The following is a 13,468-nucleotide window of genomic DNA, read 5'->3' on the forward strand; positions in this document are numbered from 1 at the left end:
AGGTATTGCTGCAGAGCAAAAATATTTCTGTTGGAACATGGCATGGGTTCCTCAACTAAGTCGTTGCGCATTCTTCAAATTGGCATGGGGTGGTTCCCGGAACAGCCGGGCGGACTCGATCGCGTCTACTATGAAGTCTGCAATCGCCTTCAAAACCTTCCTGAGGTTGCCCTTCATGGATTGGTCGCCGGTTCACCGCGCGTAGCCGAACAAAGCCGAGGCGCGATTAGAGCCTTTGCCTCTGCCAACACCCCTCTGCCGCAAAGGCTTTGGGCGGCCCGCAACGCTATTCAAAAGACGCTCCGAACGTTCCAGCCCAACCTCATCGCCTCACACTTTGCCCTTTATACGTTCCCTGCCCTCGATGTTTTAAAAGGCAAACCGTTTGTCGTTCACTTTCACGGTCCTTGGGCTATGGAAGGATCGGCGGAAAATGAGCGGGATATGGCCACGCGCCTAAAAAAGGGTCTGGAAAAACGAGTCTATCAAAAGGCGCAACACTTTATCGTGCTCTCAAAAGCGTTTCAGGAGGTGCTTGCGCAACAGTACGGTATCCCTAAAGACCGCGTGCACATTGTGCCAGGCGGCATCGAGGTAGAACGCTATGCCGATCTTGCGGTAGATAAAGAAGAGGCACGTCGTCAACTTGGCTGGCCGCTGGAACGCCCCATCGCACTCGTTGTCAGACGGTTGCGACGCCGCATGGGGCTAGAGATGCTTCTGCACTCACTTGCTCAACTGAAGGAAGCGTTCCCCCAGTTTTTGGTGCTCATTGCGGGCAAAGGACCTCTGTCTCAAGAGCTGGAAACCCTCATTCAACAGCTAGGCCTCCACAATCAAGCGCGCCTGTTAGGTTTTCTGCCCGATGAACAGCTTCCAATAGCCTACCGCGCTGCGGATTTCACCATCGTGCCCACCGTCGCCCTAGAAGGCTTCGGGTTAATTACTATTGAATCGCTGGCTGCAGGCACCCCGGTACTCGTTACCCCCATTGGCGGCCTGCCCGAAGTTATACGCCCCTTCCGACCGGAGTGGATTACCGAAGCGGCCACCGAGGAGGCGCTTACCGAACGACTTCGCGCCGTGCTATCCGGGCAGATTCCCTACCCTCCCGCATTAGAGTGCCAAGAATATGTGAAGCAAAATTTTGACTGGTCGGTTATTTTACCAAAGATCGTTCAGGTCTATACGTTAGCGGCGGACGATCACGGTTCCGCTGCCCAACCAACAACAGGTGAGCAGACCTAGAGACGTTTCTCTTTTCCGACAAGGAGCCTTTAAGCCCACCGAGAAAGCGAGCGCAAGCATAGGGTTGCCCATTTTGATGAGGCACCATACAGTGAAATATTCCAACAAGGCGATGTTGTGAAACGCGGCGTTGGAGCAAAGCAACCGATTTTCTGGCCCCCGGCGTCGGCTGCAAGGATGGCCTTGTGCCTACCCACTCTCGCCTGTCCGATGCCGGCATGGGTTGAACAACAGCCAATGCAGGATGGCGCTTTTAACGCCGCACGCGGTAAAATAGAGAAGACATCTTTATGGAGGTACGAACCGAATATGCCTGAACCGATGAAAGTGACCGTTTTTGATGATGGCCCCATCGAAATCCAAGGCCCCGTTACCGTCTACAATGAGTTCGGTAAGGTGATCGCCACCTACGATTCCGAAGAGACTCTTTACCTCTGCCGCTGTGGTCACTCCAACGATAAACCCTTCTGCGATGGCAGCCACGACGATACCGGCTTCTGCCATAAGGTGCGCCCCAAAGAAGGCTAGTTTCCGCTAACCATGCTTCCCACCTCGCAAAAGGTGCTCTCGGTCGGCATCTCTCCCTGCCCCAACGACGTCTTTATCTTTGGAGCGCTGATGCTCGGCAAAATCCCTACAGGGGGCCTTGCGTTCCGCTTCGACCTGCAAGATGTGGAAACCCTTAATCAGGCTGCGCAGCAGGCCGCGTTCGACGTGGTGAAGATAAGCTGTGCTGCCTATCCGTTTTGTCAGCAAACCTACGAAATGCTGCCTGCCGGCGGAGCGCTTGGGCGGGGAGTGGGGCCCCTTCTGCTTTCGACCGACGGCGTGTGGTCGCCCGAACGGGAAACGCTGGTGCCCGGGCCGCTTACAACGGCCAACCTGCTGCTCGATTTCTATGCGAAGCGCCCCCTGCCGAAAGCCTACCTGCCTTTCGATGCGCTCTATAGCGCCCTGTGTCGTGGAGAAGCTACCCAGGGTGTCGTGATCCATGAAAAGCGCTTCACCTACGCTCACGATGGCCTCCACCTTATTCAAGACCTGGGAACCTACTGGGAAGAGCAGACCGGCACCCCCATTCCCTTGGGGGTGATCGTGGCGCGCCGCGACCTGCAGCTTCAGGGCGTTCTAACAGACCTCCTGCGTGCCAGCCTGCGCTACGCCTACGCACACTATGAGGAGATATTCGCCCTCTGCAAACAACACGCTCACGACCTTCAGGAGGAGGTCATCGCTGCCCACATTCGGCTTTATGTGAACGACTACTCCTACGACCCAGGCGAGGAGGGGCGCCGCGCGATGGAGTGTCTGCTGCGCTATAGGCAAGAGAGGGTTGCCGCCCTCTAAGGTGGCACTCAAAATTCGACATGGAAAGGAACGAGAAAAGGCCGTGCGTATCGCCTGTTTCGATTGCTTTAGCGGCATTAGTGGCGACATGATTCTGGGCGCCCTCCTGGACGTGGGAGTAGACCCGCAGGCATGGCGTGCCGCCTTAGACCAGCTCCAGGTGCCTGGCTACGACATCGCCATTACCCCTGTAAAGAAACAGGGTATCTCCGGCGTTCGGGTGGAGGTGAGGCTGCACGAGGCCGATACGGGCCATGGGCGCCATCTTTCCGACATCGCCGAAATTCTGGAACGAAGCCAACTACCGGAGAACGTTCGCAAACGCGCCTTAGCGGTTTTTACTCGTCTGGCTAATGCGGAGGCCAAAATCCATGCCACCACGCCGGAGGCCATCCATTTCCATGAGGTGGGTGCGGTGGATGCGATTGTGGACATTGTGGGCGCCTGTATTGGGTTAGAGATGCTGGGCGTGGAGAAAGTCTACTGCTCTCCCCTGCCCTTCAGCAGCGGCTGGGTGGAGTGCGCCCACGGCCAGATGCCCCTACCGGCACCGGCCACCCTAGAACTGCTAAGCGGGTTTACGCTTCGTTTTGACCCTCGCCAGGAGGAGTTGATTACCCCCACCGGCGCGGCCATTTTGGCGGAGTTCGCGGAGCGGGATGCTCAAGGACATGTCCTCGGCTTTCCTCCCCTGCGCCTGCTGAAAGTGGGCTATGGCGCCGGCAGCAGAGATACCGAGCAGCCGAACCTCCTGCGCCTCTGTCTTGCCGAAGAGCTTACTCCCGCAGATCTCGAAAGGGAGTGAGGCAGAACATAGCCCCGTTTCCCCTCAAGCCCCCCTACAGGGAGAGGGGAGACCAATAAGTTCATTGGCGGTCTTCTTTGATAACCTTTCCCTTGAAAACTAACCATAACCGCCCCCTTTCTCCCTAATAGGGGGAAAGGACGGGATAGGGGGCGAACAAAGTCGTCTTGTTTTGTAAACTGCCTCTAGAACCGTGAGAATGGCGGTTTCTCCAGCCCCACCCCCTACCCCCTCAAGGCCGACGCCCTACCCCTATCGGCGTTTTCTATGATAACCTTCCCCTTACCAGCGAAGCCGCTGCACTGTGGCCAGTAAGGCCCTTAGGCCGCTTTTTGCCGATTGGTAAGGAGGCTTTGGTGGCCGATCAGTTTGAAAAACTGGGCTACCACCTCCGGGTCGAAATGGTGCCCCGACTGATCGCAAAGGTACTCCAGGACCTTCTCTTCCGGCCACCCTTTGCGGTACGGTCTATCCGAACGCAGGGCATCCCACACATCCACAACCGCAAAAATGCGCGCGGCCAGCGGTATCTCCTCCCCGCGAAGCCCACGAGGGTATCCGCTGCCATCCCATCGCTCATGATGACAGTAGGGAATATCTAAAGCCGGACGCAAGAAAGGAATAGAAGAGAGCATCTGGTAGGCATACTCCGGATGACGCCGCATGATCGCCCACTCCTCTTCCGTCAGCGGGCCGGCCTTATGGAGAATGCTGTCCGGAATGCCTATCTTCCCGATATCGTGCAGCAAAGCCCCCCATCGTACATAAACAAGTTGACGCTCGGAAAAGCCCATCTGCTGGGCCAAACGCACCGATAGCTCCGTTACACGTTGGCTATGCCCTTCCGTCTCCTTATCGCGCAGATCGAGAATGCGCGACCATCCCTCGATGGTCGCACTGTAGACCCGTTCAAGATGCCGATAGAGCCGCTGCTTAAACCGCTGCGAAGGCAAACAGGCTGCCACCGATTCCGAAACCTGAAGCAACTCGGTGCCCCCTTCCTCCAGCGCCATCGCCGCGCGATGCGTCACCCGATTGCGGCCGAGACGTTTCGAGATGTAGAGCGCTTGGTCGGCCTCCTCAATAAGCTCGTTAACCTCCTTCACCTCCTCACACAAGGTAGCCACCCCAAAACTCGCCGTTATGGGGCGTAAAAGCCATGGATGTTGCTCTATGGCACGCCTCAAGCGCTCCGCGAGGGATATGGCGGTCTCTTTATCGGTTTGGGGCAGAATCACCATAAACTCCTCGCCTCCATAGCGGCCTAGAACATCGCCGGTTCGGAGCTGGGCTTGTAAAATAGGGGCTAGCTTTTGGAGCACGAGGTCGCCTTCCGGATGACCGAAGGTATCGTTATAGGCCTTGAAGTGATCCACATCCAGCATTACTAGGGAGAGCGGTTGTCGGCTACGACGGGACTGTAAAAAGAGTTCGTCGAGCCGCTGCCTTAAGTATCGCACATTGCTCACACCGGTAAGAGGGTCGGTAGCGGCCAGTTTTTCGAGCATTTTGCCTTGAAAGCGCAGCTCTATCTGACTCATAACCTGTCGGGCCAGCGCCATGAGTGCCTCCTTTTGGGCTTTGCGTAACCTTCGCGGCACGGTGTCTATAACGCAAAGCGTGCCTAACGCATAGCCATCGGAGGTGGTGAGTGGGGCACCGGCATAAAAACGAATGTAGGGCGGGCCGCTTACGAGGGGGTTTTGCCGAAAGCGCGGGTCTTTCCGAGCATCCGACACCACCAGCAAGCGACCGGAGAGAATGGTGTAGTTGCAGAAGGCCAACTCGCGCGGCGTCTCCTGCACCTCCACCCCTAAACGCGCTTTGAACCACTGCCGATCCCGATCAACTAGGCTAATGAGACTGATGGGCACTTTACAAAGCTGGGCGGCAAGCACAACAAGATCGTTAAACGCCTGTTCGGGCAAGGTGTCGAGCAAGGAATAGCGGGAGAGCGCACAAAGCCGCTCCTCTTCATTTCGAGGCAAGGGCACCGATGCTGCCATCTCCGTATATCTCCATCAAAAAAGTTGGTTACAGAGCAGCAAGGCCACAAAACAAAACAACGATGCGGCGCGGCATCGGGTCAGTGGGGTTATTTTTGGCAAGCAGCGAGAAAGACTTTAGGTGGGGCGGACAAACACCGTAATTCTGCAGAGAGCGCGCCCGGAGAGACTTGAACTCCCGACCTACAGGTCCGCAACCTGTCGCTCTATCCGCTGAGCTACGGGCGCACAGAAGCCAACCAAGCATGAGTAGTATACTGGGTTCGCAGACAAAAAGTCAAGTGACCTGCGCTTCTCTGCCACCCGGCCGTCGAACCGTGGGGTTGTCAGCCCCCACTCCTCAAGAGCGACGGTGCTGCGCACTGCGCCTTTCCTACAAGAGTACCCCCTACCGCCCCTCACCCAAATTGGGAGAGGAGCTGACTGCCTCAGCGGCCTGTGTCGTTTTCTTCATCGCCTATCTCTCTGGCCGCTGCATCGCCATGCGCTAGCACCTCCCGGATCGGGGGAAAGGCCGGGATAGGGGGCGAACAAAGTCGCCTTGTGTTGTAAACTACCTCTAGAACCGCGAGATTGGCAGTCTCTAAAGTCCCACCCCCTCCCCCTCAAGGCCAGTGGGAATTGAAATTCAAGATTTCTCGCCTTCGGCTCGAAATGACAGGTGTCTATCTCACAAGAAATGACAGTTGTTCATCTCACCAGCTGTTCAAGGCCGATACAGGAGTCCCCAGAGAATCGCAAGATTTTCTGGGGCAGGGCGCCCTTCCCCTCTATCCCTACAAGGAGATAGGCGACCAATGTGCTTACTCTCGGTTTCCTTCGATAGGCTTTTCTGTTGGATAATTAGCATAACCGCCCCCTTTCTCCCTAATAGGGGGAAAGGCCGGGATAGGGGGCGAGCAAGATAAGCTTGCTGTGCGAACTGGCTCTAGAAAGAACTGGCCAGACGCTCGCCATCGCTAGGCGGCAAACCGAACGATGCCCTTGAACGTATTTAGCAATGAAGCCGTTGCCACGCTCCGAGAACAACAACGTCTGCTTATAATAAGGCGGGTTTTAGAACGAAAAATCACATTAAAATGGTTGACAAGTATCTACCTATAATAGTATACTTGTTTTATCCTAGGGCGCTCCGCCCCATGATGGAAGGAGACATCGTTTCTTATGAGCTTACCGGCGTCTGCATTACCGATTTGGGCAGAGAATAGCCCCGTTCAGCCTCAGCCTCTACCCAAATCCCCCGCCCCGCGGCGGCCAAAACCCTATCGCCCACCTCACCTCCTTATATTCGGCTTCACCCTGCTGGTGGCTCTGGAAGCGGGCGTCGTGCTTGACCAAAAGCTCTTCCAACCGCACCCCTCCTCGTTGCCTCTCTCTGCTCCTTCCATAGCCCCAAACGCCTCCGTTCGCCTCTGCACCGCAGAGGCCAAACGCCAGGAGGGGTTCGTATCGGTGAAGGGAAGCTTTCAAAACCTATCCTCGCACCCCCTTCGCCATGTGCAGGCCGTTGTGGAACTGTTGAATTCTAAAGGGCTGCCACTCGACGTCGAAACGGCCCCCATCGCTTTCGACCCCGTTTTACCTCACCATAAAGCGCCCTTCCATATCGTCATTGAGGACTCGCCTCAAGCCACCTCCTGCCGCATCCGCTTCCGCACCCTGTTAGGCCCTATGCTCGACTAAACGCGCAACCACGGCTTTTCTACCCCGTTGTCAGGTGCCCACTAAGCCCACGGAGGCTTGACAGGCCGCCATGTCGGCGTGTATAATCGCCTAAACATCAGACGATCTGATGATTGGAGCTGCAACATCGAACCCGTACAACGCCAACAACTGGTAGAACAGGTTATTCAGCGCCTTCGTGAAGGCATCTCCAACGGCGAGTACCCTGTGGGGAGTCGTTTGCCCGCCGAACCGGAGCTTATGAACGCCCTACAGGTGGGGCGCTCGACCGTGCGGGAGGCCATTCGCGCCCTCGCGCACTCCGGTTTGCTTCAGGTAAAGCAAGGCCAAGGCACCTTTGTCTGTGCCCTGCCTCACGAACAGGAGACCCTGGCCGAACGCCTCCGACGCGCCCATATTGTGGAGGTCTACGAGGTGCGGCGCGCCCTTGAGCCGGAAAGCGCCCGTTTGGCCGCCCTACGCCGTAATGAAACCCACCTCCAGCGCCTCCGCAGCCTCCTGGCCCAGCGGGAGCGCTGCCGCCTTCGCAACGATACACAAGGCCTTCTGGAAGCCGATATCGCGTTTCATATCACTATTGCGGAAGCAGCCGGAAACGGGGTTTTTGTAGACCTCGTTCGATCCTTTCTAAGCGTCCATCGTGAGGCGCTTTGCGACGTTATCGCCCTCTCCGGCACCACGAAACAGCAGGCCAGACTGCACGAGCAGCTCGCCGAAGCCATTGCCCAGCAAGATAGCGAGACGGCCTACACACTCTGCGCGAAACTGCTCGATTCGATTCTGCAGGCGCACCAACAGCGGAAACCCTGTGGCAAGGAGGTAGCCCTATGAGCCTTGAGGAAGAGAGTGCGGAGAGGGGTGGTGCCGTACGCAGCACCAACGACCTTGAAGCCGGCAGCACACAGCCGCAGATAAGCGATATCTACCTGATAGGGCTACGCACGGACGGGCGCAGTGAAGTGCCTAATTTCTACACCTTCCTTCTGGAACAGAACCAGGAGCTGAGGCCCTTGTTGGTGGAAGACCAGGTCATTCTTTTCACTCATCTTGAGCTGGCCCCACAGGCCTTTGCGTTGGCCGGGATACCGGTGCAGTTTCGTCGTCCACCCTCCTTGGAAAACGTCTATCTGATAGATGCCGCGCGCACGCTCCATCTGTTGGCCTATCATGATGAAGACAACGAGCAGGTTATCGCCAACTTCTTAGATTGGTGCGCACGCACCCTTACCGCGCTCGGCATACCGCTGCCTCCTGCGTTCGATGTACTGGCCGACCTAGGCAAACACGTTGACCAGCATGGCATCTATAGAGATTTTCTCGGCAAAGAGCCTTACCGGCGTGAGCGCGCCATAGATGGCGTTCGTTGGTGCCTAGGTACCATCTTCTCTTTGGCGCGAATCTTAACGAAGGAATAACACCATGGCCAACAAAAACCCATGGCGCCCGACCCGTTCGGCAAAAGAGCAGTTCAATCGCCAGGCAACCCACTACGATGCCCGCTGGAATAGCTGGAGTGCGGAGACGCTGGCCGCTCTTGTGCGCCTCGCCGAGCTGCAGCCGCACCATACCGTTCTCGATGCGGCCACAGGCACCGGCTTTACTGCCCTAGCCGTGGCGCCTTCTGTTCAATATGTCATTGGGGTGGACGTTTCGGAAGCCATGTTGGAGCAAGCGACCCATCAGGCCCGTGAGAGAGGGCTAACCAACCTGGAGTTCCTCCTGGCCTCTGTGGAACAACTTCCCCTGCCCAATCACCATTTCGACCGGGTTACCTGCCGCTTGGCGGCGCACCATTTTACCTCGGTGCCGGCCTTTCTGCAGGAAGCCCACAGAGTGCTGACGCGCCAAGGCCTCTTGCTTATCGCAGACACGGTGGCCCCGGCAGACCCGACAGCGGCAGAGTGGTTTCAACAGGTGGAAACCCTGCGCGATCCCTCTCACGTCCGTAACTATACGGAGATGGAGTGGCGGCAGATGCTCCACCAAGCCGGCTTCCACCTTGAGGTATGCGAGGTGAAAACAGAGGCTATTCCCCTGCGCTTTTCGGAATGGGTAAATAAGGCCGGCTGCTCTGCGGAGCAGATAGCGCAACTGCGGCCTCTGTTTGAAACCGACCTGCCCAATCAGGCAAAACAGTGTTTTGCTATAACCGCAACGCCAGAAGGAGATATTACCTTCGCCTGGCCGCGCGTTCTGCTCCGTGCCCAGAAGCGCTACGGAGCGCCTATCTTTTCATCCTAAAGAAAGTGAGGTGAGCGCCTTGCCAAAAACGATGTTTGAAAAAATTTGGGAGGCTCATGTGGTGCGAGAGGCAGAGGGAGAGCCGACGCTGCTCTATATTGACCTGCACCTCGTACATGAAGTGACCTCTCCACAGGCCTTTGAAGGCCTGCGACTGGCCGGACGTAAGGTGCGCCGCCCCGATCTCACGGTGGCGACGATGGATCATAACGTGCCGACAACCGATCGCAACCTCCCTGTGGCCGATCCCATCTCCCGCGCCCAAATGGAGACTTTGGAGCGGAACTGCAAGGAGTTTGGCATTACCCTCTACGACATTCACAGTCGCCGTCAAGGCATTGTTCACGTGATCGGGCCGGAACTCGGCCTTACGCAACCGGGCATGACCATTGTGTGCGGCGATAGCCATACCAGCACGCACGGCGCGTTTGGCGCCCTTGCCTTCGGCATCGGTACCAGTGAGGTGGAACACGTGCTGGCCACACAGTGCCTTCCGCAGAAACGCCCTAAAACTATGGAGATTCGCGTAGATGGCACCCTCGGCCGTGGCGTTACCGCCAAAGATGTGATCTTGGCCATCATCGGCAAAATCGGTACGGACGGGGCGACCGGCTATGCCGTGGAATACCGAGGCGATGTCATTCAGGCGCTCTCTATGGAGGGGCGCATGACCATCTGCAATATGTCTATCGAGGCCGGCGCGCGTGCCGGCATGATCGCTCCCGACGACAAAACGTTCGCCTGGCTTGAAGGGCGCCCCTTTGCCCCTAAGGGAGCCGAATGGGAGCAGGCCCTCGCGTGGTGGCAAACCCTGCCCACCGACGCCGACGCCGTTTTTGATGCTACCGTCTGTCTTCAGGGCGAACAGATTGAACCTTATGTAAGCTGGGGCACCAGCCCGGAGATGGTGGTGCCCGTGTCGGGCTGCGTTCCCGACCCCGATCAGTTCTCCGATGAAGGAAAGCGACGGGCGGCCGTGCGCGCCTTAGAGTATATGGGTCTCAAACCCGGCACCCCTATCCAAGAGATTCCGCTCGACCGCGTGTTTATCGGCTCCTGCACCAACGGACGGCTCGCCGACCTTCGAGCCGCCGCCGAAATTGTGCGCGGCAAACGAGTCCACCCGCGCGTGCGGGCGATGGTCGTGCCCGGCTCGACCGGCGTGAAACTGCAGGCAGAGACGGAAGGACTGGATCGAATTTTTAAAGAGGCCGGCTTTGAGTGGCGTGAGGCCGGGTGCTCCATGTGTTTGGGAATGAACCCCGATATTCTTCAACCCGGTGAGCGCTGCGCCTCCACCTCCAACCGCAACTTTGAAGGGCGACAAGGCAAGGGCGGCAGAACGCATCTGGTTAGCCCCGCAATGGCCGCTGCGGCTGCCATTGCCGGCCATTTCGTTGATGTTAGAGAATGGGAGTAGAAAACGATGCAACCTTTTCGTAAAGTGACGGGGGTCGTCGCGCCGTTGAATCGGCTGAACGTGGATACCGACCAGATTATCCCCAAGCAGTTCCTCAAACGTATCGAGCGGACGGGCTTTGGGCAGTTTCTGTTTTATGATTGGCGCTATCTGCCCGACGGCAAGACGCCCGATCCTAACTTTATTCTTAACGCGCCGGCCTATCAAGGTGCCACCATTCTGGTAACCGGCAGGAACTTCGGATGCGGCTCCTCCCGTGAGCATGCACCTTGGGCGCTCATGGACTATGGGTTTCGGGCCATTATCGCCCCCTCGTTCGCCGATATTTTCTACAACAACTGCTTTCAGAATGGCCTTTTGCCCGTGCGTCTTCCCGAAGAGACGGTTAACCAACTCTTGCGCACCGCCGAAGAGCGTCCTGGCTACCGGCTAACGGTAGACCTCGAAGCCCAAACGGTTTCCGATGAGGAGGGACTGGTTGTCCCCTTTGAAATAGACCCCTTCCGGCGTCATTGCCTGCTCAACGGGTTGGACGACATCGGGCTTACCCTCCAACATGAAGAAGCGATCGCAGCCTTCGAGAAGCGCCGCCCGACTTGGCTTCGTGGCGTTGCAGCGGAGAAGGAAAGCTTATCATAGAAAACTGCTGATGATCTTGTTGGTCTCCCCTCCCCCTATAGGGGGAGGGGTGGGGCGGTAGGGGGTACCCTTGAGGGAGAGCATCGGTCATGCAGAGCCGGTAAGATGAACAACTGTCATTTCGAGCCGAAGGCGAGAAATCTTGAGTTTCAATGCCCACCGGCTGTGGGGTTGGGGGCTGTAGGGGTATGCGCCTACCCGGTCCCTACAGTCCGCATCTTACAATGCAGACGACACTAACACTGAGTTGCTCACCGATGCGCCGAGGTGGTGACAGGCCATATCTGAGCGGCCCGATCGGTCGCGATGGGCGGGAGCGACAGCGGGAGCCGGCCATCGCGGCAAACAGTTTCTGTTGTATCTGTTATTTTACCGGTTGTGGTATCCCACCAAACAACACGGTAGCGTCCATCGGCCAAGCCGTGGAGGGCGGTTGTGGTGGCATCTACGGGATGGATAGGACGATGGGAGTAGACATTCATCCAATTAGAGGCTTTGTTCTGAACCCACAGCAGCGCCATTTTGCCGTTGGTAAGCGCATAGCAGTCCAACGGTGCATAACGTCCATCGAGATAGCCGGTTAAGATGATCGAATTGAGGCTTACCCAGTCGCCATCTACAACGTTTAGGGTGATGGTGTGGTCGCCGGCGGGCACATCAACGGCATACTCTTTATCGTAGGTAGCCAGATAGATATTATACTGCGGCTCGAATTGAGTCTCTTTGTAGGGTGGCTTTTCTCCGTTTTTGGGTGGAGCTGCAGGAAGGTTAAATTCTGCGACCGGTTTCCCGTCGAGAAGCACCTGTAGATTTGCAAAATTCGAGACCTGATAGACGTGAAGAATAAACTGCCCCGGTTTCGTGAAATGAACATGGAAGGTGGGAACACTGCGCAGGTCGGGCTTACCGGGGCTGAACAGATACATCGGCAACGCGCCGCCCTCTACCTTCCCTGTAGAGGTGAGCGTAAAGTTCTCCGCCGAGCGTGCCCAACCCAGTTGGGGTGTAAAAACGGCATCGTAAAACACGCTCTTTTGCCCTAATGTTCTCGGAGGGTCGCATGTCGCCGGCTGCCACATACCCTCTTGCCACGGCACCGAAGTGATGAACTTGGCGGGTGCATCGAACACGAAATAGAGGTTTTTGGGGGCGATGTAGTCGTCCCACCACCAGATCATGGCCGTAGCGGCGTCGCCAGATACGATGGACGACCATAACGCGTTATGTAGGTTCACCCCTTTTCCTTCGGGGTCATATTTTGCATCTGACGCTCGCCAGTCTATGCCGAACTCGGCCATAAAGTGCGGTTTAGCGTATTTTCGATTTTCGAGGGCGTCGCGATGTACCACCGGTGCCCAATCGGGAATATTGCCGGTGCCGTAGTTATGCGTCATCGTAAAATCCACCTCAGGCAGTTGCCAAATGGCGGGGTTGCCGTAGGTGGTGCTAACGAGATGATGATAAGGGTCGGCAGGATGTCCGGCATCGGCACGCATCCCCTTCAAGTAGTCTCCCATCACCTGCACCCAGCTGGCGGGTGGGTTGGCCTCGTTCCAAAACTCCCAGCCGAAGAGGTTCGTACGCCAACCGTAGCGTGCGGCAAGGTAACGCAAACGCTGCTTATAAGCCTTTTGCGCCATGGGGTTCGTCCAGAAATCGTCTGGTTTCTGGCAAGGCCCTCCGTTGGCTGCGTTGTAAGGGTTCTGTGCCCACATGCCTTCATTAAAGTAGCCGCCGGTGGTGAATTCGCCGTAGGTTCCCAAACAGAGCATCACGTTGACATGGTACTTCTCGGCCAAATCGAGGATTCTATCCACCATCCAGGCGTTATCGAGCGCGTAGTAACCCAAACCGTGCGTTCCGACAAAACGATCTTCCCCCTTTCCGGGCGGTGGGCCGCTCCATTCGATGTCGGTATGATGCCAATGAAACATCCAAAGCCGAATCCAGTTTCCGCCGTGAGCGCTTAGATCGGCCAGCCAACGGTTGAAATCGGTGGAACCACCGGCCCCGGCCCAACACATATCCTCCCCTATGGGGAAATAGGGTTTACCGTTGGAATAGGCGAAGAGATAGGGG

General features: G+C 57.0%; 12 protein-coding genes, 1 tRNA gene and 1 pseudogene. 11 read left to right on the forward strand and 3 right to left on the reverse strand.

The window, feature by feature from the left end; genetic code table 11:
* The first annotated feature begins 42 nt into the window (after window positions 1–42).
* The 4 genes from VKV29_RS01465 (at window position 43) to larC (ending at window position 3,400) form a co-directional block, all read left to right on the forward strand.
* On the forward strand, window positions 43–1,248 hold the full coding sequence (locus VKV29_RS01465; protein WP_324199518.1) for a glycosyltransferase family 4 protein: 1,206 nt from the start codon (window positions 43–45) through the stop codon (window positions 1,246–1,248).
* 309 nt (window positions 1,249–1,557) lie between these two features.
* Complete coding sequence (locus VKV29_RS01470; protein ID WP_324199519.1) at window positions 1,558–1,776, forward strand: CDGSH iron-sulfur domain-containing protein; 219 nt, start codon at window positions 1,558–1,560, stop codon at window positions 1,774–1,776.
* A gap of 12 nt (window positions 1,777–1,788) precedes the next feature.
* Window positions 1,789–2,595: a 1,4-dihydroxy-6-naphthoate synthase gene (locus VKV29_RS01475; protein WP_324199520.1), complete on the forward strand. Its 807-nt coding sequence runs from the start codon at window positions 1,789–1,791 to the stop codon at window positions 2,593–2,595.
* 43 nt (window positions 2,596–2,638) lie between these two features.
* Entirely contained in the window at window positions 2,639–3,400 is a 762-nt protein-coding gene (gene larC / locus VKV29_RS01480) for a nickel pincer cofactor biosynthesis protein LarC (protein WP_324199521.1), read from the forward strand.
* Window positions 3,401–3,720: 320 nt separating this feature from the next.
* On the opposite strand, the gene VKV29_RS01485 is transcribed toward larC, so the two are convergent.
* The gene (locus VKV29_RS01485) at window positions 3,721–5,406 is read right to left on the reverse strand and encodes a diguanylate cyclase (RefSeq protein ID WP_324199522.1); all 1,686 of its coding nucleotides are present in this window, start codon (window positions 5,404–5,406) and stop codon (window positions 3,721–3,723) included.
* 155 nt (window positions 5,407–5,561) lie between these two features.
* A tRNA-Arg gene (locus VKV29_RS01490) sits at window positions 5,562–5,634 on the reverse strand.
* Between the two features lie 17 nt (window positions 5,635–5,651).
* Here VKV29_RS01490 and VKV29_RS01495 point away from each other — a divergent pair.
* The 7 genes from VKV29_RS01495 (at window position 5,652) to leuD (ending at window position 11,389) form a co-directional block, all read left to right on the forward strand.
* Complete coding sequence (locus VKV29_RS01495) at window positions 5,652–5,897, forward strand: hypothetical protein (protein WP_324199523.1); 246 nt, start codon at window positions 5,652–5,654, stop codon at window positions 5,895–5,897.
* 673 nt (window positions 5,898–6,570) lie between these two features.
* Window positions 6,571–7,089 carry a hypothetical protein gene (locus VKV29_RS01500; protein ID WP_324199524.1) on the forward strand — a complete coding sequence of 173 codons (519 nt, stop codon included), beginning with the start codon at window positions 6,571–6,573 and terminating at the stop codon, window positions 7,087–7,089.
* A gap of 57 nt (window positions 7,090–7,146) precedes the next feature.
* Complete coding sequence (locus VKV29_RS01505) at window positions 7,147–7,920, forward strand: FadR/GntR family transcriptional regulator (RefSeq protein ID WP_324199525.1); 774 nt, start codon at window positions 7,147–7,149, stop codon at window positions 7,918–7,920.
* On the forward strand, window positions 7,917–8,504 hold the full coding sequence (locus VKV29_RS01510) for a hypothetical protein (RefSeq protein ID WP_324199526.1): 588 nt from the start codon (window positions 7,917–7,919) through the stop codon (window positions 8,502–8,504). Before VKV29_RS01505 ends, VKV29_RS01510 begins: the two co-directional genes overlap by 4 nt.
* Before the next feature lie 4 nt (window positions 8,505–8,508).
* Entirely contained in the window at window positions 8,509–9,330 is an 822-nt protein-coding gene (locus VKV29_RS01515) for a class I SAM-dependent methyltransferase (RefSeq protein ID WP_324199527.1), read from the forward strand.
* Window positions 9,331–9,361: 31 nt separating this feature from the next.
* The gene (gene leuC / locus VKV29_RS01520) at window positions 9,362–10,750 is read left to right on the forward strand and encodes a 3-isopropylmalate dehydratase large subunit (RefSeq protein ID WP_343217321.1); all 1,389 of its coding nucleotides are present in this window, start codon (window positions 9,362–9,364) and stop codon (window positions 10,748–10,750) included.
* A 6-nt stretch (window positions 10,751–10,756) separates the two neighbouring features.
* A complete protein-coding gene (leuD, locus tag VKV29_RS01525) occupies window positions 10,757–11,389 on the forward strand; it encodes a 3-isopropylmalate dehydratase small subunit (RefSeq protein WP_324199529.1) in 633 nt (210 codons plus the stop codon).
* 251 nt (window positions 11,390–11,640) lie between these two features.
* Here the strand turns inward: leuD and VKV29_RS01530 are convergent.
* Window positions 11,641–13,468: pseudogene (locus VKV29_RS01530) on the reverse strand (hypothetical protein); the annotation flags it as partial.

This window comes from Chthonomonas sp. (genome assembly GCF_035294165.1).
Classification (GTDB): domain Bacteria; phylum Armatimonadota; class Chthonomonadetes; order Chthonomonadales; family Chthonomonadaceae; genus Chthonomonas.